Here is a 20,505-nt window from a genome sequence, read left to right on the forward strand (position 1 = left end):
ATCAGACAATCTGTGTGAGCACTTCACAAAAACACTTCAATGGTAAGGAGGTGATCCAACCGCAGGTTCCCCTACGGTTACCTTGTTACGACTTCACCCCAGTCATGAATCACAAAGTGGTAAGCGCCCTCCCGAAGGTTAAGCTACCTACTTCTTTTGCAACCCACTCCCATGGTGTGACGGGCGGTGTGTACAAGGCCCGGGAACGTATTCACCGTAGCATTCTGATCTACGATTACTAGCGATTCCGACTTCATGGAGTCGAGTTGCAGACTCCAATCCGGACTACGACGTACTTTATGAGTTCCGCTTGCTCTCGCGAGGTCGCTTCTCTTTGTATACGCCATTGTAGCACGTGTGTAGCCCTACTCGTAAGGGCCATGATGACTTGACGTCATCCCCACCTTCCTCCGGTTTATCACCGGCAGTCTCCTTTGAGTTCCCGACCGAATCGCTGGCAACAAAGGATAAGGGTTGCGCTCGTTGCGGGACTTAACCCAACATTTCACAACACGAGCTGACGACAGCCATGCAGCACCTGTCTCAGAGTTCCCGAAGGCACTAAAGCATCTCTGCTAAATTCTCTGGATGTCAAGAGTAGGTAAGGTTCTTCGCGTTGCATCGAATTAAACCACATGCTCCACCGCTTGTGCGGGCCCCCGTCAATTCATTTGAGTTTTAACCTTGCGGCCGTACTCCCCAGGCGGTCGATTTAACGCGTTAGCTCCGAAAGCCACTCCTCAAGGGAACAACCTTCAAATCGACATCGTTTACAGCGTGGACTACCAGGGTATCTAATCCTGTTTGCTCCCCACGCTTTCGCACCTGAGCGTCAGTCTTTGTCCAGGGGGCCGCCTTCGCCACCGGTATTCCTCCACATCTCTACGCATTTCACCGCTACACATGGAATTCTACCCCCCTCTACAAGACTCTAGCTGACCAGTCTTAGATGCCATTCCCAGGTTAAGCCCGGGGATTTCACATCTAACTTAATCAACCGCCTGCGTGCGCTTTACGCCCAGTAATTCCGATTAACGCTTGCACCCTCCGTATTACCGCGGCTGCTGGCACGGAGTTAGCCGGTGCTTCTTCTGTCGGTAACGTCAATCGTTGATGATATTAGCATCAACGCCTTCCTCCCGACTGAAAGTACTTTACAACCCTAGGGCCTTCTTCATACACGCGGCATGGCTGCATCAGGCTTGCGCCCATTGTGCAATATTCCCCACTGCTGCCTCCCGTAGGAGTCTGGGCCGTGTCTCAGTCCCAGTGTGGCTGATCATCCTCTCAGACCAGCTAGGGATCGTCGCCTAGGTGAGCCATTACCCCACCTACTAGCTAATCCCATATGGGTTCATCCGATAGCGCAAGGACCGAAGTTCCCCTGCTTTGCTCCTAAGAGATTATGCGGTATTAGCCACCGTTTCCAGTGGTTATCCCCCTCTATCGGGCAGATCCCCATACATTACTCACCCGTCCGCCGCTCGTCAGCGAGAAGCAAGCTTCCCCTGTTACCGCTCGACTTGCATGTGTTAGGCCTGCCGCCAGCGTTCAATCTGAGCCATGATCAAACTCTTCAATTAAAAGTGTTTGATGCTCAAAGAATGTTTACTGTCGCCTGATTTCCGAAGAAACCAGATTACCTATTAGTTCATATATATGAATTAACGTGTTAGTCACTCTTCAAGACTTAAAATCAAATATTTTTTTGATAGTGTCCTGTGAGTGCCCACACAGATTGTCTGATAAATTGTTAAAGAGCGTTGCGACATTTCTTTTGGAAATTCGACTCAGTCTTTATTAACTTAGGTCGTTGTCGCGAGGTGGCGTATATTACGCTTTCCTCTGTGAGAGTCAAGCAATTTTTTGCTTTTTCTTTTCAGAATCTCTCGCTGCCGTTTCAGTGTTCATCGCGCTTTGCGTTGTCTTGTTCCCGGTCAGTGGTGGCGCATTATAGGGAGTCAGAAAAATCTGGCAACCCTTTTTTTGCATTTTTTTTTCGTTCGCTCAGCTTTCCATCAAATTTAACTTAAATAGCTAGTTTTTGCAGCGTTTTGAACCCTTCAAGCTCAAGAATAGGCTGTAAGTCTTTTACGTTGGCATCCATTAATAAACAATATGCGAAATCGTCTTCATCAGAATTCATCGTCTCAGCTTGGTTGTTAATTAGCCAAGCCGTTCTTCTTGCTATTGCAGAACCTGAATCAATAAACCTTGTGCCATCGGGAAGTACCTTTTCTAGTTCCTCTATTAATAGAGGGAAATGAGTACAGCCCAAAATAACGGTGTCTGGGGGTTCTGGCATTCTGAGCCATGGCCTGACAGTTTGAGCAACTTCGTCTAATGGTAATGTTTCCCCATGCAGCTTTCTTTCTGCTAGTTGGACCAATTCCGCAGACCCTAAGGAAATCACTTTGCAGTCTGTTGCGAAACGATCGATCAGCTCTTTAGTGTATTCACGGTTTACGGTGCCTTTCGTTGCCAATAAACCAACCACACCATTACGTGTTAGTTTGGTAGCCGGCTTAATTGCGGGAACCACGCCTACAACAGGAAAGGAGAAATGGGCCCTTAAATTAGGAAGGCTGACTGTACTTGCCGTATTACAAGCAATAATTGCGATCGTTAAAGGATGCTTTGCAGCTATCGAATTTACGATTTGATAGACCCTATCAATAATAAACTCTTCACTTTTTTCACCATAAGGGAAGGCTTCATTGTCGAATGCATAGATATAGTGGGCATTCGGGATCATTTTTTTGACTTCACGATAGACAGATAACCCGCCCACTCCAGAGTCAAACACTAGAATGGTCGGGCGAACAGATAGGGTGTTATCAGAAATTGTAGCTTCCAGTGAGGAAATATTCTCTTCCAGCGGTGCGATAACCATACGCGGTCTCATAGTCTTTATCGAACATATTAGCTATTTTACCACGAATTGTGAGATGTGAAGTGATTGGATACGCAGCTGTGAGATCCCAAAGGCTAACACCGCCTTGTTTTACACGTCTAGAAGGAAATTGGCTATAGTCATTATCATAGCGAGAGCCTATATATTGGTAGGTTAGCCCCATATCTACTTTATCAATAGCCCAATCTAGCTGGTATTTAACTTGCTGCTTAGCCCGTCTCTCCAGAATCTTATCCGTCTTTTTGTTACGTGGATCAATATATTGATAGGTTACTTGGTGATGAAGAACACCTGTTTCGAACTCACCAACCCATTCAATACCTTTAATTTCAGCCTCACCAATATTCTCGTAAGAGCTAATTGGATTACCTGCTTTATATGCAATCAGGTTATCAATATCATTATGGTATGCATTGACCTGCCAAAAGAGTGGTCCTGTCGTTCCTTCAACCCCTATCTCCCACTGCTTACTTTCTTCAGGTTTTAAGTTCGGATTACCTAGCGTTGTTCCGTATGCCGATGAAGAATACGCATATAATTGGGTTAGATTAGGTGCTTTATAGGCAGTTGCATATGAACCAATAAGTTTATAACCCTCATAAAACTCCCAACTAAGGCCCGATTGCCATGTTGTGTGCCAATTAAATTCAGAGTGATGGTCAGAACGTATAGCGGCTTCTGCTGTTACAGAATCAATAATCGCATATTGCCCTGTGAGGTATATCCCGGTGTTATTTAACGTCTGTTTTTCACTGATCATCGCATAACTGCTAGGCTCAATACTTTGACGTTGATAATCAACCCCCGCACTAATATTACCTTTATCTAATAGGTAACTATTACCCCATTGAATATTGTACTGTTTGGACTCATCAAGATTTGCAGATTCACTATATTGTCCTTTTCTAGGATCAAAGTTGTAATCTTTTGAATAACCATAACTCCCCATCAATGATGACGAATATTTACCCTGATGATATTTCAAACCGGTTTCATAAGTACGGCTATAAAGCTTGCGGGTATCCACACTTAATCCTGCATACTCGGATACGTCATAATTTGTACGGTTGTCATAACCATACGCTCTTGCATACGCTAATATTTCTGAAGAAAATTGATGTTCAATGCCTAACCATAATGACTTACTCAGGAAGCCATCTTTATCATATTGTCTTGGGCTAACATCTTTTGGCGCTAAATCAAACCCTTTGGTATGAGTATAAGCTCCGGCAGCTGTTACGGTTGTATTTTCACCAATCTTTTGCTGAGTCGAACCGTTATAGTTTTGGTAACTGTGTGAGCCAATACCTGCATTTAAAGTTGTGCCATCGTTATCACGGCGAGTAATAATATTCACTACACCACCAACAGCATCAGAACCATAAACCGCTGAGCGTGCTCCGCGTATATATTCAATGCGCTGTACCAGAGAAATTGGAATTTGGCTCATATCAGATGAGCCTGAAATACCCGCTTGATTCAAACGAACACCATCAATTAAGACCAAAACATGGCGAGATTCAGTTCCACGAATAAATAGTGAGCTTTGTTGACCCATTCCCCCACTTTGCGCAATATCCACACCTGGCAAACGCCTTAATACATCAACCACGGTATTAGATTGCCAATGGTCAATATCTTCACGGGTCACGACCGTAACAGGAGCTAATATAGAAGAGATAGGTTGTTCAAAACGGTTTGCTGACACAACTAGCTGATCAGATTGACTATTTCCACTTGCCAAAGAAGGAATACTACATAGCACTGCCAGAGCAGCGGCCGATAACGGCAGCAACTTTTTATTATTCATTATGATTACACTCGGAAAATCAATTAAATTAAGATTCCGCGAGGTTGAATATAAGATCCGCGCGAATATTCAACGAAGCGATTAGATGTGTGGCAGGTATCGGACTTTTACCGTTGCGCGTCAGTTTTGGATTCCAACCAAATTCCCTGCTCACTCAAGGCATTATCCTAAGAGGAATAACAATCAGTGTCTACGGATGAATAATGAAAACTGGACATCTTCGCTACTTGCCCTACAATTTCGCCCCTGATACGAATTTTTTACTGTTTTATGGGGCCAAACATGCCAAACACGTTGCATACAGAAGACTACGAACTGCAACTCGCAGAGAAAACTGACCGCTTAAAAGCTATGATGGCTCCTTTTAATGCTCCCGAACCTGAAATTTTTTCATCACCGACGTCCCATTACCGGATGCGTGCAGAATTTAGAATTTGGCATGAAGGCGATGACCTGTTTCATATTATGTTTGATAAAGAGACGAAAGAACGCATTCGTATCGAACAATTTCCGGTCGCAAGTCAGCTAATTAATGACATGATGGCAACGCTGTTACCATTAATTCAGCCCAATGAGTTGCTACGCCACAAGTTATTCCAAATCGATTATTTATCCACACTGAGTAATAAGCTGATTGTTTCACTGCTATATCATAAAAAATTAGGTGAAGAGTGGGTCATTGAAGCTAAGGCGTTAAAAGAAACGCTGACTAAAAAAGGGTTTGATGTACAGCTTATCGGTAGAGCATCAAAGACAAAAATCATGTTAGATAATGATTATATTGATGAAGTTTTACCTGTAAATGGTAAAAATATGGTTTATCGCCAAGTAGAAAATAGCTTCACTCAACCGAATGCACAGGTCAATATAAAAATGTTGGAATGGGCTATTGGTGCAACAAAAAATTCAACAGGTGATTTATTAGAGCTTTATTGTGGTAATGGGAACTTTTCATTGGCTTTAGCGCAAAATTTTAAACAGGTATTAGCGACTGAAATTGCCAAACCGTCGGTTGCTGCTGCTCAATATAATATAGAAGCAAATAATATTGAAAATGTGCAGATTATCCGAATGTCCGCTGAAGATTTTACTCAAGCAATGCAAGGTGTGCGTGAATTTAAACGCCTTGAAGGAATTTCACTTGCAGATTATCAATGCAATACCATTTTTGTTGACCCACCACGTAGTGGGTTAGATAAAGAAACTGTAAAACTAGTTCAAGGTTATGACCACATTGTCTATATCTCATGTAACCCTGAAACCTTATGCGATAATCTCAATGAACTGACCCAAACCCATAAAATTGAAAAACTAGCGTTATTTGACCAATTCCCCTATACCCACCATATGGAAAGCGGTGTGTTATTAACCCGCCGTTAGAAAATAGCAGCGACAAAAAACGCCGTATAATACGGCGTTTTTTAGTTTATTAATTCACTTTAATTTTCAATTTCTTGTTCTAACGCTAATTCTTGTTGTTCTTTTTTACGAGCTTTCCAACTGACATACATCCATAAAGCTAAAATCACAATGATAGTCGAGGGAATAAAATTTGAGCCAACCTCTGGATTTTGAACACGTAAAATCGCGGCATAGCCAAATATCCCAACAAAGAAACTACCAGCAACAAATTTTGGTAACCCCATCGGCATAGCTTGGTGTAAATAACGTTGGTGCAAACAATAAACAGCGAGTACTAATGTTAAAATGGGAAAAAAAGAAAAATCGACTAATGAGTTAAACAACGTAGAGAAAGTCCCATGAGTCGCAAGCCCAATTACAAGTGCCAGCAGTAATGTACTTCTTTCGTAACTTTTTTGATCCGTCATTGATTCTCCTTATTATTTGGTTAGGTCTGGGTCAGTTTGATTCTGTCGTTCTTGTTCACGGCGGTACCAATAGTAGGCGCCTTTAGCGATCATTCTTAGTTGCAATACCAACCGTTCTTCAAGTTTTCTTCGTTTTTCTTCATCTATATCAAGCGCTTCAGCACCAGCACTGAATACAATTGTCACCATTGCTTCTGATTGCATCTCAGTAAAATGACGCGGCATATGGCTTTCTAATTCAAGGTAATCCGCTAATTCAGCAATAAAATGTTGAATTTCCCTTGCCACTGCAGCACGAAACTCAGCCGAGGTACCGGAACGCTCTCGCAATAATAACCGAAAGGCGTTTGGGTTATTACCAATAAACTCCATAAAAGTTGAGACTGATGTGCGGATCACACTCCCACCTTTCGCAATACGCTGCCGTGCTTGACGCATCAGCTGGCGCAACATCAGACCGCTCTCATCTACCATTGTCAGACCAAGTTCATCAACGTCTTTGAAATGGCGATAAAATGAAGTTGGCGCAATACCCGCTTCCCGAGCGACTTCCCGTAAACTAAGGCTAGTAAAGCTCCGTTCAGCACTTAATTGGCTAAAAGCAGCTTCGACGAGTGAACGACGTGTTTTTTCTTTTTGTTTTGCTCTAACGCCAATAGTGTTGCTCACGGTGATCCTAATTTCTATGTCATTAAACGTTAATAATTACATCAAAGATGTAAATAAGGAGTGCTATTCACCCCCTAGCATACCTGAAATTTCTTCATCTGGTTGAGACAAAAATCGACTCTTTATTACAATTTAGCCATTTTCAGAATTTCGCTTACTATCTTTGCTGTTTTCTTATATAGAAACCATCATCTTCACCACTACACCCTACCCGAACAAGAAAAAATAGTTTTACCAAAAATGCACTCGATATTGTTCCCCCAGAATTTCTAATTTATCGCAAAACGGCAAACGAATGGGTTTAAATAAACAGACATAAATCCGTGTTTTGAATATGCAAAAGAAGGCGATGGAAAAAGAGAAATTAGGTTAAGGAAGCAACTGATGTTACTATAATGTAGTCACTTCGTATTAAAAACAGGTCTTACCTTATGCAACTTACCCATTTTGATGCAATAGTCATTGGTTCCGGCCCTGGTGGTGAAGGCGCTGCCATGGGACTGGTAAAACAAGGAAAAAACGTTGCTGTTATTGAACGTTATAATAATGTCGGCGGAGGCTGTACCCACTGGGGAACCATTCCCTCAAAAGCCCTCCGCCATGCAGTTAGCCGTATTATCGAATTCAACCAGAACCCCCTTTATAGTGATAATTCCCGTAACTTAAGCTCCTCTTTTTCTGAAATCCTCAGGCATGCCGAAACAGTTATTAGCCAACAAACGCGTATGCGACAAGGGTTTTATGAGCGTAATGGTTGCCAAATGTTTTCTGGTGAAGCAACTTTTATTGATGAGCAACATGTGAGTGTCCGCTATGCAGATGGAAGCTGCGATGTTTTAAGTGCAGATAAAATTGTGATAGCAACAGGGTCTCGCCCATACTGCCCTTCTGACGTAGATTTTAACCATTCCCGAATTTATAACAGCGATACCATTCTCAACCTAACCCATGAACCTCGCCATGTCATTATTTATGGTGCGGGGGTTATCGGCTGCGAATACGCATCTATTTTCCGTGGATTGGGAGTCAAAGTTGATTTAATTAACACTCGCGATCACCTACTGGCTTTTCTTGACCAAGAAATGTCTGATGCCTTGTCGTATCATTTTTGGAATAGTGGCATTGTGATCCGCCATAATGAAGAATATGAAAAGATTGAAGGTTTAGATGATGGGGTCATTGTTCACCTTAAATCAGGTAAAAAAGTCAAAGCTGACTGTTTACTGTACGCCAACGGAAGAACAGGTAATACTGACGGTTTAGGTCTCGCCAATGTAGGAATCGAAGCGGATGGCCGTGGTTTAGTTAAAGTCAACAAAGCCTACCGAACAACGAATGAACACATTTATGCTGTTGGTGATGTGATTGGCTACCCAAGTCTGGCGTCTGCTGCCTATGACCAAGGGCGAATTGCAGCTCGTGCAATCGGCGGTAGTTTAGGTAATGCACATTTAGTTGAGGATATTCCAACGGGGATTTATACCATTCCTGAAATTAGTTCTGTTGGTAAAACAGAACAAGAGCTGACGGCAATGAAAGTACCTTACGAAGTTGGCCGAGCGCAATTTAAACATTTAGCTCGAGCTCAAATTGCTGGGATGAATGTCGGCAGTTTAAAAATACTATTTCATAGAGAAACGCTACAAATATTAGGTATTCACTGTTTCGGTGAAAGGGCGGCTGAGATTATTCATATCGGCCAAGCTATTATGGAACAAAAAGGTGAAGGTAATACCATTGAATATTTCGTTAATACCACATTCAATTACCCTACTATGGCAGAAGCTTTCCGTGTCGCTGCATTAAATGGCTTAAACCGCTTATTTTAGTGATGTGCAATTATGGTTGCCTGTTTTTCTGGCAACCATCATATCTTTTTGAGATGTAAACAATTAGCGAGCTTTATTCCTAAACTCGATTCTTATAATAGTGATCCATCGAGTTATAAATAGTTTCTGCTAATTGCTCATAGCGACCTCTTAATGGAGACCCCGGACGATAAACTAAAACAATCGTACGTTTCGGTTCTGGCTCAATACAATTCAAATAGCAAACGCCATCACGGCAAACTTCATTTGGTACCGCTAAATCAGGTAATAGTGTAATCCCACTTCCTGCCGCGACCATGTTGCGTAACGTTTCTAAACTAGTCGCCCTAAAATGCGTATCCTCTTTAGCGCCCGCTTGGAAACAAAAGCCCATAGCTTGGTCACGCAAACAATGGCCATCTTCTAGCATTAATAGCTTTTCACCTGATAATTCACCCATTTCAATGGTGTCACGCCCATGCCATGGATGGCTTTCATAGATAGCTAATTTCATGGGTTCTTCAAATAAAGGGACAACAATAAAAGGATCTGTTTCTTTCACTTCCGCTAAAATTGCACAGTCTAATTTACCACTATCTAACTGAGCCAGTAATTGCTGAGTTTGTGCTTCATGTAAGTAAATTTCTAATTTAGGGTGTGCTTGGTGCAATTGAGGAATGATATGTGGTAATAAGTACGGTGCCACTGTAGGTATCAAACCGATATGCAATGGGCCAGACATACTCTCGCCTTGCAACGCGGCCATTTCTTGCAGTACTTTTATTTCTCGCAAAATAGTTCGAGCCTGTTCAACGAGTAATAAACCTTGTTGAGTAAAAAGAACTTTACGACTAGTTCTTTCTAGTAGCATAACACCAAGCTCTTCTTCTAGCTTACGAATTTGTCCACTCAATGTTGGTTGGCTAACATGACAAGAATCCGCGGCACGTCTAAAGTGTTTATGTTCAGCTAGTGCAACAAGGTACTCCAAATCTCGAATATTCATATTCCTATTTCCTTTCGTGAATTCTTTGCCAAACCAAAGATAGATAATACCAATCACTATATCGATATTAGTTTGTTATATCTATTGATATATTAAAAAACACCGTGTTTCATCCCATTTCAGCATAAATAACCCATTCATTGAAATAAATAGTAACATTTAGAAATAAAATGACTCAATTCTGTTCCCTCCATTTTTCACAAAAAAAAATAGGAATCAAACAATTATAAATTGTATTTATGACATCAAATTAAAGTAAACCTTTCTTCAATTTTATATGAGTACATAAACAAACCTCCCCCAAATAATAGTTTATATCCAGTCTAGTCGCTTCTAAAAAGCTTTCATCCGTGATAATGACACGAGGAGCTAAAATACTATGGATGCTACTATTACCACACTTTATCCCCTCACAAGTTAAAAATACCTCATTAAATAATTAAAGAATGTCGCCATACTGTCGATACCCTATACCGCATGTTAATGATAACAAAACTGAGTATTGAAGAGAGCTGAAACGGCCAAGTAAGCAAATGAAGCTGCTGAAAACAAATAACAACAAAAGGCGTAATAGAGATCAGCAATGTAATTTAGTAAAGAGACACCCCATTTAGCCTTCTCTTTTTGTAAGTACAAAAAAGAATTGCGCCTTAACATGAGCAACAACTAATAGGGCAAGCAAGCAAAAATAAAGACGTCAAACATCAATTTGGAGAGTTCCAATATAATTGGATGTAATATTGAAACATTTATATTAATCACAATGTAGTTTTAAGCGAAATAACTCGAAAAACAAGGTAGCTTTACTCTCCAAAAGTTTAAAAATGGGCTTGGTTAGCCTTTTTTTAGAAACATTTTGTTATATTTGTTTTCATTTATTATTAATCTTTGTAAGTTTCTGTTTGAAAGTTAATTCAAAATCTCAATGTAACCTGACTACTTTATATATAAATAGAGCTCTACTCGCTGTCACTATCAAAAAAACCACAGCAGATTAAACCACCAAAAAGAGAGATAAAACCACAAACTCAGAACATTAAAAACCCAAAAAGGCAAATTAATAGATGATGATAAAAATTCCACTATAGAACATTAAACTGAATAGATTCTATACATCCCCTATTTCTATTATATTTTCACACATTTGAATTTTCACATTTACACCTTTAACGCGTTTTTCGTTTTATAATTCTTCTATAGCAAGACATGAACAAATTAAAATCAACCAAACCATATAGACTTTAAATTAGGAGTTAATATCATGACTATTAAAAATATCTCTTCAGTATTAGCGTTAACTTTAGTCGCTACTTCATTATTCACAGCAAATGTATAAACTAAAGAGAATCAAACAACAATTAATTTTAAAGCTGCTATTTTTGCTTCACCCTGTACTTATGACATCAATAATAAAACAAATTTAAATTATTTTAATAATGAAAAAATAAAACAGAAACAAGCAAAATTAATTTCTCTAAAGAGCAAAAACCCACAGAGTAGAAAAAATTAGATAATAACCATAGCACTTACCTATTTAAATGGACTAATGAAGATAAAGGCCATGCACTATTATCAGTACAACATGCATAATCATTAAACGACTTTTTTATTAAATAACCAAGATAATATAACAAACTGATTTTAAACAAAATTAAATTATAGGATTCTATTATGAAAAATTCAATGGCGAAAAAAATATTTCATTGTTCAATAACAGCTTTATTATTAATGACAGCCTCTAGTATATTTAGTGCTTATGCCGCTCAGAATCAAGATTCTGGCACCATTAATTTCTATGGCGCAATTGTCCATCCGAATTGTACAAATGATATCAGTGAGACACAGATTAAATTACATTGTATGAATAATAATACAGAATTAACCACCGAGAGTATTGAGCTAAATAATATTACTCAAAAAAGTGGCTGGAAGGTTATTAATGATGGCAGAAATGAATATTCATACAATTGGGTTAACGAAGAGAAACAACTAGGCATGCTAACCGTTAAATATATTTAATAGAACTGTGTTATGGGAATTGGGGTAGTCATGCTACCCCCCATTTTCTGGTGACAATGACCGATTAAAGCCCCAACCTTGTTTTTGCCTCCACAATCGCACTCGCCACCTGCTTCTGAGATACCCCACCTTTTGCTAACCGCTTATCTAAGCATGATTGCAGCGATAAAATTTCATACACATCCAATTGAATAGTATCACTGAATTTTTGCAGATCACTTAATGCCATTTCTTCCAATGCTTTACCTTGAGCAATAGCAGTAACAACCGCTTCACCCACAATATGGTGCGCTTCACGGAATGGAACGCCTTTCGCTACTAAATAATCCGCCAGCTCAGTCGCATTTGCATAGCCTTGTTTTGCTGCATCTTCACAACGTGGGCGACGAATTTGAATACCATCAAGGACTAACGCTGCCATATGCATACAATCTAACCATGTGTCTAATGCATCAAATAAGCCTTCTTTATCCTCTTGCATGTCTTTGTTATAAGCAAGCGGTAACCCTTTTAACGTCATCATCATACCCGTTAATGCGCCTTGAACTCGCCCACATTTACCGCGGATCAATTCGAGTGCATCTGGGTTTTTCTTTTGTGGCATTAATGAAGAGCCCGAGGTTACTTTGTCAGATAACTCAACGAAGCCTGCCTCACCACTATTGAAGAAAATTAAATCTTCAGCAAAACGCGATAAATGCACCATGCCAATGCTGGCATCAGATAATAATTCGAGTACGTGATCTCTGTCTGAAACGGTGTCTAAACTATTACGTGTCGCAGATGCGAAACCAAGCCAAGAGGCAAGTTGCTCTCGGTCAATATCATACGCTGTCCCCGCCAATGCACCACACCCTAATGGGCTAACGTCTAGACGCTTTAGTGTGTCTTTTAAGCGGCTTTCATCACGCGCTAACATTTCACTATAAGCTAAACACCAGTGGGCAAATGTCACGGGCTGAGCGCGTTGTAAATGAGTATAGCCTGGCATCACTGCGTCTTGGTTATTTTCGGCTGTGATGACTAATGCTTTTTGTAGCTCAGTGACCGCTTCTAATAATAATGCGACTTGGTCTTTACACCATAATTTTAAATCTGTCGCCACTTGGTCATTACGACTACGACCTGTGTGTAATTTTTTACCTAAATCACCAACTTTATCAATCAGTTTACCTTCAACCCAGCTGTGAATATCTTCTGCATCACTTTGCAGTATAATTTCAGGGTTATCTTGCACTTCTTTTAACAATGCATTTAGCGCTTGTTCTAAAGATTGTTGTTCGCTCTCAGTCAGTACACCAACGGTGACTAATGATTTTGACCATGCGACTGAGCCAATAATATCTTGTTGCGCCAAGCGATAATCAAAACGCAATGAATCATTAAACTGTTTAAACCGTTGATCCGCTTGCTGGCTAAAACGCCCACCCCATAGTGCCATAACTAATCCCTACCTGATTGATAAAATAAGTTTTGCTCCCGACAGCACTAAACGCTGCCGGGGATCTAGCCTGTTATATTCCCAATAATTCGAGGTGCAGCTAAGCGACAAGTCAATGTGTACAATCAACGCCACTGCAACTTGAAGTATGACGAGTATAGGTTACTTAGCTTTATTCTGTTCTTTCAACGCACGGATACGTGAAGACAGGGAATAAAGACGGATAAACCCGCCTGCGTGGCTATGGTCATATACCTCATCTTCACCAAATGTGGCGAATTCTTCAGAATATAGGCTCTTGTCCGCTTTCTTCTGAATTGCCGTGACTTGCCCTTTATATAATTTCAGAACAACTTCACCGGTGACATCTTGTGCTAATGATTCTGCCGCAGCTTGTAGCGAATGGCGTAATGGCGCAAACCAACGCCCATCATAAACCACATAAGACATTTCTAAGCCTAATTGCTCACGCCATTTGTAGCTATCGCGGTCCAGAACTAATTGCTCAACGCCACGCAGAGCCGCCATCATAATGGTGCCCCCTGGGGTTTCATAGCAACCGCGAGATTTCATGCCGACTAAACGGTTTTCAACGATATCGATACGGCCAACACCGTGTTTTGCCCCTAGCGTATTCAGTGTTTCTAGGCAACCTAGTGCAGATAATGTTTTACCATTAACTGAAACTACCTCGCCGTGTTTCACGCCCACGGTCACCAGTTCAGCTTCATCTGGCGCATCTTGTGGGTCAACTGTCCATACCCAGCAGTCTTGGTTTGCTGCATTCCATGTGCTTTCTAATACACCACCTTCTGTAGAGATATGCCACGCATTTTCATCACGGCTATAAATTTTTTCAAGGCTAGCAGTCGTTGGGATATTGCGCTCTTTTAAATAATCGAGCAGCGCCTCACGTGAGCGAAGATCCCACTCACGCCATGGAGCAACCACCTGTAATTGCGGCGCAAGCGCAGTATAGGTGCTTTCGAAGCGTACTTGGTCATTCCCTTTACCTGTTGCGCCATGGGCAACCGCATCAGCCCCTACTTTTAAGGCAATTTCCACTTGGGCTTTTGCAATAATAGGACGAGCCATTGAGGTACCTAATAAATAACTACCTTCGTATAACGCACCTGTTTTAAGAACTGGGTAAATATATTCCTTAACGAATTCTTCGCGCAGGTCAACAACGTAACACTCAGATGCGCCTGATTGCAGAGCCTTTTTCTCAACACCGACTAAGTCTTCTCTGTCTTGCCCTACGTCAGCAACGAAAGCAACCACTTCGCAGTCATCATAGTTTTCTTTCAACCATGGAATAATTGCCGATGTATCGAGACCACCTGAGTATGCTAATACGATTTTTTTAATGCCCTTTTTCATAACGTACCTATTCCGCTCAATTAATATTTATTTCCATGGCTCATTTATGATGCCAAGATCCGAGTTCCGATAGCTGTCCCATTAAACAGCTCAGGAAGTTGTTCTGCATGACGCCAACTTGCGATATCAACCGAGCGCTGTAAGGCCGTTGCGGCATCAAGTGCAGCATTCACCTTAACAATCATTCCATCAGTGATGATGCCTTGCTCAATTAATTTTTGGGCTTTTTGTGTCGTCATTTCATCAATTTTCTGGCCTTTACCATCCAAAATACCGCTCACATCAGACAGTAAAACCAGATCTGCATTTAATGCTTGCGCGATAGCGGTGGCTGCTTGGTCAGCATTCACATTCATCAATTCACCCTCTGGGGTGATCCCTATCGAGCTAACAATTGGTAAATAACCTGAATTCAAAAGTAATTTCAATAAATTAGAGTTACCTGGCTTTGCGTTTCCAACATGCCCTAGCTCTTCATTTAATTGAGTCACTATGGCACTTTGACCGTCACCCAGCGACAAACCTACCGCAGGTAACTGATATTTTATCGCCCACGCTAGCAAGGTTTTATTAGCTGTTCCCGCTAAGGCACCCGTAATAATATCGATTTGGTCTGCAGGCGTGACACGCAACCCTTGTTTTTTCACGACAGGTAATTGTAGTTTTTGCATTAGTTCATCTACTAAGCACCCACCACCATGAACAATCACTAGCTCACGTTGATGTCGCTGGCGATAGCTTTGGATTGCCGTAAACAACTTTTCAAGTGCCTCGGTGCTATCAAGTAACACTCCGCCCAATTTAATCACTAAGGGTTGCATGGGTTTGATCCTTATTAAAATAATGACTGAGTTTCATTAAAACCAAAACGAATATTCATGCACTGAACGGCTTGTGCAGCAGCACCTTTAAGCAGGTTATCTTCTGTACCGACTAAAATCAGGTGTTCCCCTTTCAATACATAGCCGATATCACAAAATGGCGTACCAACAACTGATTTCAATGCTGGAACACCTTTTTCATACAAACGGACTAACGGTTTGCCTTGATATGCCTCTTTAAAAGTTTTACCAACCTGCTCTGCGGTCACACCGGCTTTTACTTTGCAGGTGATAGTCGCCAATATTCCTCGTGAAAAATTGCCCAGATGAGGAGTGAAAATGACATCCCGACCTAAATGAGTCGCAATTTCTGGCTGATGACGATGCGTAAAGATGCCATATGGCTGTAAGCTAACTTCACAAAAACTGTTGGTCATCGATGCCTTACGGCCCGCACCTGAAACACCGCTAGTTGCATTAATTACTGGCCACATTGCGTCATCCAGTAATTGCGCATCAATTAATGGCTTCAGCGCTAACTGAGACACCGTCGGATAACACCCCGGAACAGCAATTAACTGAGCTTGTCGAATTTTATCCGCCTGCCATTCAGCTAAACCGTAAACCGCTTGCATTAACCATTCGGTATTTGTATGTTCAAAGCCATAGTACTGCGTATAAAACGCAGGGTCTTGAACGCGATAAGCACCGGATAAGTCAAACACCACACAACCCGCATCAAGAAATTGAGGCGCGATGTCATGGCTCACTTCATGTGCAGTAGCGAGAAAAACAACATCAATACCTTTCGCAGCCTCTGCAACATCAGTTAATGGCTGTACCGGAAGGTCAATAATACCCTTATACTGAGGATGCAAATCAGAAAAACGTTTATTTGCATCTGCGCTTTGCGCGGAAACCATTAATCCCTGAAGATTTATTTCAGGGTGACGCTGCAAATAAGCGGCTAATTCTGCTCCAGTATAGCCACTGGCCCCGATAATGAGTGTGTTCAACATATGCTTTCTACCTTGTACTCGTGACCCAAACAGTTTAATGTGTATTTTTATTCAAATAAAGTGCATGAATATTGATACTATTATGGATAAAGGCTGTCAACAGTGAATATTAAATTACCTGCATTTATTGAGATTTATCGTCAATTAATTGCCACTCCATCGATTAGTGCGACTGATTCTCATTTGGATCAAAGCAATAAAGCCCTTGTGGAACTTTTAGGTGGTTGGTTAGAAACTCTCGGTTTTTCGGTTAACATCCAACCTGTGCCGGAAACACGTGATAAATACAACTTACTCGCTTCTATCGGTGAGGGTAACGGTGGGCTAATGTTATGTGGCCATACCGACACAGTACCATTCGATGAGGGCCGTTGGAGTAAAAACCCATTCGAGCTGACTGAGCACGATGGTAAGTTATATGGGCTTGGTACCGCAGATATGAAAGGTTTTTTCGCCTTTATTGTTGATGCGTTAAGAGATATGGATTTAACAAAACTCCAACGCCCACTGCATATCTTAGCAACTGCTGATGAAGAAACGTCAATGGCAGGTGCACGTTATTTTGCGGCTAACACAGCACTACGCCCTGATTTTGCTATTATTGGTGAACCTACGTCTTTACAACCTATACGAGCACATAAAGGGCATATATCGAACGCCATTCGCATTACTGGGCAATCAGGGCATTCCAGTGACCCAGAGCGTGGTGTTAATGCGATTGAATTAATGCATGAATCGATTTCTCATTTGATGACGCTCAGAAATACATTGAAAGAGCGTTTTAATAACCCTGCTTTTGTTATTCCATACCCAACTATGAACTTTGGGCACATTCATGGAGGGGACGCGGCAAACCGTATCTGCGGCTGTTGTGAGTTGCATATGGATATTCGCCCACTACCAGGGCTGACATTGCAAGATCTGGATGAAATGTTAAATCATGCCCTTGAGCCTGTCAGCACCAAATGGCCAGGCCGTATAGCAATAGAATCAATGCATCCACCAATTCCTGGCTATGAATGCCCAACAGATCACAAAATGGTTGCTGTGATTGAACAGTTACTAGGGCAAAAAGCAGATACCGTAAATTACTGTACTGAAGCGCCATTCATTCAAGAACTGTGCCCGACCTTAGTACTTGGCCCAGGTTCGATTGAGCAAGCACACCAACCTGATGAGTTTATTGATATGCGTTTTATAGAACCGACTCGTCAGCTAATTAGCCAAATGATAGAACACTTCTGTTTTACTAAACAAAATCAATGATTGCCTTAAAAACGCATGGCTATATTTAGCGCCATGCGTTTTTATCATGAATTTTTTTCCTGTTACCTTTGAAAAAACCTCAGCGTCTATATTTAATTTAAGGGTTGACTATCGACCAATATCCGGTAATCTCTATTTAGCCGTCTAAACGTATAGACGCGTACATGGATGTGATTATTTATAAAGATCATAACTCACAAAGATAATAATGAGTCTGCAAATTGCGAGGTTACAGGGTATGAGTTTTTTTCACGCAAACCAGCGCGAAGCGCTAAATCAAAACTTAGCTGAATTAGATGGCCAAATTAATGTTTCATTTGAGTTTTTCCCACCTCGCAGTGAAGAGATGGAGCAAACACTTTGGAAATCTATCGATAGACTCAAAACCTTAAAACCTAAATTTGTATCAGTGACCTATGGTGCCAACTCAGGTGAACGCGATCGAACCCATAGCATTATTAAAGATATCAAAGATAAAACAGGTTTAATTGCAGCCCCTCATTTAACCTGTATCGATGCGAGCCGTGATGAATTAAAAGGCATTGCACGTGACTACTGGAATAATGGTATACGCCATATCGTAGCTCTACGTGGCGACCTACCCGATAACAGCAATAAACCCGATATGTATGCAACTGATTTGGTTGAACTATTAAAAGGTGAAGCCGACTTTGATATTTCAGTCGCTGCTTATCCAGAGGTTCACCCTGAAGCGAAAAGTGCCCAAGCAGATTTAATTAGCCTTAAAAAGAAAATTGATGCAGGTGCTAGCCGTGCAATCACCCAATTTTTCTTTGATGTTGAAAGCTACCTCCGTTTTCGCGATCGCTGCGTTGCAACGGGTATCGACGTTGAAATCGTCCCAGGTATTTTACCCGTTTCTAATTTCCGTCAGTTAGAGCGTTTTGCCAAATTAACCAATGTACGCATTCCCGCATGGATGAGCAAAATGTATGAAGGGTTAGACAACGACCCTGAAAGCCGTAACCTTGTTGGTGCGTCAATCGCCATGGATATGGTCAAAATTTTGAGCAGAGAAGGCGTGAAAGATTTCCATTTTTATACCCTTAACCGCTCTGAACTTACTTATGCAATCTGTCATACGTTAGGAGTTAGGCCTTAAAGGGCGAGTTTACAGCACATAAGTTCATTAAAGGGGCTAGTTGCCCCTCACCCTATAAATAGACTAAACCAAGGCTGGGTTAGGAACATTAACGTGAATGAATACGGGTTGTTGCTCATTCTCAAATTGTTCTATCGTAAATTTTTGATAATTTAAATTGTTATACCCTCTAAATAAGAGTATCCCCCGCTGCAAATCAGTCAATACTGTCCAAACTGAAAACTCGGTTAGGTAAAGCTTGAAGATATCATCTTCCCCTAATAATGGATCAACAGAGGCATTTTTAGGCCGGTCAAATTTATTCATGACGTGCCCTAATTCTACGAGCTGAACATTGGGGTCTGATACTTTATGATAGTAAGTTGAATAATAAACTGCCCGAACAAACCGCCCAACAGAGGTGTCAGCATTTGGCACTGCAGCAAGAGCGATACCACTATCAGGCTGGGAGAGTTTCATATTACCTAACGTGCTTGATGACACATCAACATTTGAGAGTTGGGTATAGTTATTAAGGTTAGTGAGATGCCAAGGAAATTCAGGGCCATTCGTCATACAGCGAGTTGGGTTGTCATAAACGTGCAAAACCCCCTTTGATACTTCAACCACGATACACGCCCCCGTTCTGTCATAAAAAGCATAATGAAAAGGGCTTGGCATATTACGCAGCAGTAATAATTTTTGTGACCAAAATGCCGTTTTAGGGATCGCTTTTTTCAACTCAGCGACTGTGGCGTATTGAGATAATGCCCACTCACCAATTGATGCAATCGGTACTGCTTTAGTATATTTTTTGGGGTTAAGGGGGGCTAATTCAGAATCTGTGATCATATTTAAACTAAAAGCTAACCCTCCGGAGTTAACGCCCTCAAGAACATCCCTTTCCCCTAAAATACTCACTGGTGCAGTAATTGCGATAAAAGGATACTTCACTTTATACTTTAGTCCTAAAGAGCCATCAGGGGCTTTACGCTGAAAAATATGGTTCTTCGGGTAATAAGTTAAAATTGACTCAGGTTCATCTGAAGAGAACTCTAATGTTCTACCGTGATAAACGTAATTATTTTTATCTGTGATTGCCAGAGATGTACAAGCAAACGCGCGAGGATTTGTGTTTTTTTCTAACATGTTAGCAGCCTTATCAAATAATATATTTGCCTATTACCATAATTACGATGAATAAAACCCATGATATTTAATAAATTAACCTGACTTATTTAAGGTATAATACATTCTGGCGTTTATATCCAACAAAATGAATATAAAAATAAAGCAGAAAGGGGGAATTTAGCGTTAAATCTTTTTTAGAGCATCACATTAAATTTAAATTTAATGAAAACTAAATTTGAATTATTCGTTAATAATCATCACAATTATGAAATATGTAATCCATTTAA

The 20,505-nt window shown here is 40.9% G+C and carries 15 protein-coding genes and 1 rRNA gene; 5 read left to right on the forward strand and 11 right to left on the reverse strand.

Features of this window, described 5'->3' with window-relative positions:
- Positions 1-43: 43 nt before the first annotated feature.
- The 3 genes from ACIPUA_RS14905 to btuB form a co-directional block, all read right to left on the reverse strand.
- Positions 44-1,583, reverse strand: a 16S ribosomal RNA gene (locus ACIPUA_RS14905).
- 446 nt (positions 1,584-2,029) lie between these two features.
- Positions 2,030-2,893 (reverse strand): glutamate racemase, encoded by an 864-nt coding sequence (murI, locus tag ACIPUA_RS14910; protein ID WP_449059827.1) that lies wholly within the window; start codon positions 2,891-2,893, stop codon positions 2,030-2,032.
- Positions 2,838-4,724 (reverse strand): TonB-dependent vitamin B12 receptor BtuB, encoded by a 1,887-nt coding sequence (gene btuB, locus ACIPUA_RS14915; protein ID WP_449059828.1) that lies wholly within the window; start codon positions 4,722-4,724, stop codon positions 2,838-2,840. Before btuB ends, murI begins: the two co-directional genes overlap by 56 nt.
- A 282-nt stretch (positions 4,725-5,006) precedes the next feature.
- Here btuB and trmA point away from each other — a divergent pair, with 282 nt between their 5' ends.
- Entirely contained in the window at positions 5,007-6,104 is a 1,098-nt protein-coding gene (gene trmA / locus ACIPUA_RS14920) for a tRNA (uridine(54)-C5)-methyltransferase TrmA (protein ID WP_166685519.1), read from the forward strand.
- A gap of 59 nt (positions 6,105-6,163) precedes the next feature.
- Here trmA and ACIPUA_RS14925 read toward each other — a convergent pair whose 3' ends face one another.
- Together ACIPUA_RS14925 and fabR are read right to left on the reverse strand one after the other, a co-directional pair.
- The gene (locus ACIPUA_RS14925; protein WP_042846651.1) at positions 6,164-6,553 is read right to left on the reverse strand and encodes a YijD family membrane protein; all 390 of its coding nucleotides are present in this window, start codon (positions 6,551-6,553) and stop codon (positions 6,164-6,166) included.
- Between the two features lie 12 nt (positions 6,554-6,565).
- A complete protein-coding gene (gene fabR / locus ACIPUA_RS14930; RefSeq protein ID WP_042846652.1) occupies positions 6,566-7,222 on the reverse strand; it encodes an HTH-type transcriptional repressor FabR in 657 nt (218 codons plus the stop codon).
- A 431-nt stretch (positions 7,223-7,653) separates the two neighbouring features.
- Between fabR and sthA the strand changes: the two genes are divergently transcribed.
- On the forward strand, positions 7,654-9,051 hold the full coding sequence (sthA, locus tag ACIPUA_RS14935; RefSeq protein ID WP_042846653.1) for a Si-specific NAD(P)(+) transhydrogenase: 1,398 nt from the start codon (positions 7,654-7,656) through the stop codon (positions 9,049-9,051).
- 79 nt (positions 9,052-9,130) lie between these two features.
- Here the strand turns inward: sthA and oxyR are convergent, their stop codons facing one another.
- A complete protein-coding gene (oxyR, locus tag ACIPUA_RS14940; RefSeq protein WP_042846654.1) occupies positions 9,131-10,036 on the reverse strand; it encodes a DNA-binding transcriptional regulator OxyR in 906 nt (301 codons plus the stop codon).
- Positions 10,037-11,707: 1,671 nt separating this feature from the next.
- On the opposite strand from oxyR, the gene ACIPUA_RS14945 reads away from it, so the two are divergent.
- The gene (locus ACIPUA_RS14945; RefSeq protein ID WP_210790574.1) at positions 11,708-12,055 is read left to right on the forward strand and encodes a hypothetical protein; all 348 of its coding nucleotides are present in this window, start codon (positions 11,708-11,710) and stop codon (positions 12,053-12,055) included.
- Positions 12,056-12,119: 64 nt separating this feature from the next.
- On the opposite strand, the gene argH is transcribed toward ACIPUA_RS14945, so the two are convergent.
- The 4 genes from argH to argC form a co-directional block, all read right to left on the reverse strand.
- Positions 12,120-13,496 carry an argininosuccinate lyase gene (gene argH / locus ACIPUA_RS14950; protein WP_042846656.1) on the reverse strand — a complete coding sequence of 459 codons (1,377 nt, stop codon included), beginning with the start codon at positions 13,494-13,496 and terminating at the stop codon, positions 12,120-12,122.
- A gap of 162 nt (positions 13,497-13,658) precedes the next feature.
- Positions 13,659-14,879: an argininosuccinate synthase gene (locus ACIPUA_RS14955; protein ID WP_042846657.1), complete on the reverse strand. Its 1,221-nt coding sequence runs from the start codon at positions 14,877-14,879 to the stop codon at positions 13,659-13,661.
- A gap of 44 nt (positions 14,880-14,923) precedes the next feature.
- Positions 14,924-15,700 (reverse strand): acetylglutamate kinase, encoded by a 777-nt coding sequence (argB, locus tag ACIPUA_RS14960; protein ID WP_042846658.1) that lies wholly within the window; start codon positions 15,698-15,700, stop codon positions 14,924-14,926.
- Between the two features lie 14 nt (positions 15,701-15,714).
- Positions 15,715-16,719, reverse strand: coding sequence for an N-acetyl-gamma-glutamyl-phosphate reductase (gene argC, locus ACIPUA_RS14965; RefSeq protein WP_129467214.1), 1,005 nt, complete (start codon positions 16,717-16,719; stop codon positions 15,715-15,717).
- A gap of 102 nt (positions 16,720-16,821) precedes the next feature.
- On the opposite strand from argC, the gene argE reads away from it, so the two are divergent.
- Together argE and metF are read left to right on the forward strand one after the other, a co-directional pair.
- Positions 16,822-17,985 carry an acetylornithine deacetylase gene (gene argE, locus ACIPUA_RS14970; RefSeq protein ID WP_042846660.1) on the forward strand — a complete coding sequence of 388 codons (1,164 nt, stop codon included), beginning with the start codon at positions 16,822-16,824 and terminating at the stop codon, positions 17,983-17,985.
- Between the two features lie 238 nt (positions 17,986-18,223).
- Positions 18,224-19,108: a methylenetetrahydrofolate reductase gene (metF, locus tag ACIPUA_RS14975; RefSeq protein WP_042846661.1), complete on the forward strand. Its 885-nt coding sequence runs from the start codon at positions 18,224-18,226 to the stop codon at positions 19,106-19,108.
- Between the two features lie 63 nt (positions 19,109-19,171).
- Here the strand turns inward: metF and ACIPUA_RS14980 are convergent, their stop codons facing one another.
- Positions 19,172-20,236 (reverse strand): linear amide C-N hydrolase, encoded by a 1,065-nt coding sequence (locus ACIPUA_RS14980; protein ID WP_042846662.1) that lies wholly within the window; start codon positions 20,234-20,236, stop codon positions 19,172-19,174.
- Positions 20,237-20,505 lie beyond the last annotated feature (269 nt).

This window comes from Providencia sp. AGC89 (assembly GCF_053543535.1).

What these genes read in the sequence shown, in the direction of transcription:
- murI (WP_449059827.1), bottom strand. Translation starts at nt 2,893, where the DNA reads ATGGTTATCGCACCGCTGGAAGAGAATATTTCCTCACTGGAAGCTACA.
- btuB (WP_449059828.1), bottom strand. Translation starts at nt 4,724, where the DNA reads ATGAATAATAAAAAGTTGCTGCCGTTATCGGCCGCTGCTCTGGCAGTG.
- trmA (WP_166685519.1), top strand. Translation starts at nt 5,007, where the DNA reads ATGCCAAACACGTTGCATACAGAAGACTACGAACTGCAACTCGCAGAG.
- ACIPUA_RS14925 (WP_042846651.1), bottom strand. Translation starts at nt 6,553, where the DNA reads ATGACGGATCAAAAAAGTTACGAAAGAAGTACATTACTGCTGGCACTT.
- sthA (WP_042846653.1), top strand. Translation starts at nt 7,654, where the DNA reads ATGCAACTTACCCATTTTGATGCAATAGTCATTGGTTCCGGCCCTGGT.
- oxyR (WP_042846654.1), bottom strand. Translation starts at nt 10,036, where the DNA reads ATGAATATTCGAGATTTGGAGTACCTTGTTGCACTAGCTGAACATAAA.
- ACIPUA_RS14945 (WP_210790574.1), top strand. Translation starts at nt 11,708, where the DNA reads ATGAAAAATTCAATGGCGAAAAAAATATTTCATTGTTCAATAACAGCT.
- argH (WP_042846656.1), bottom strand. Translation starts at nt 13,496, where the DNA reads ATGGCACTATGGGGTGGGCGTTTTAGCCAGCAAGCGGATCAACGGTTT.
- ACIPUA_RS14955 (WP_042846657.1), bottom strand. Translation starts at nt 14,879, where the DNA reads ATGAAAAAGGGCATTAAAAAAATCGTATTAGCATACTCAGGTGGTCTC.
- argB (WP_042846658.1), bottom strand. Translation starts at nt 15,700, where the DNA reads ATGCAACCCTTAGTGATTAAATTGGGCGGAGTGTTACTTGATAGCACC.
- argC (WP_129467214.1), bottom strand. Translation starts at nt 16,719, where the DNA reads ATGTTGAACACACTCATTATCGGGGCCAGTGGCTATACTGGAGCAGAA.
- metF (WP_042846661.1), top strand. Translation starts at nt 18,224, where the DNA reads ATGAGTTTTTTTCACGCAAACCAGCGCGAAGCGCTAAATCAAAACTTA.
- ACIPUA_RS14980 (WP_042846662.1), bottom strand. Translation starts at nt 20,236, where the DNA reads ATGTTAGAAAAAAACACAAATCCTCGCGCGTTTGCTTGTACATCTCTG.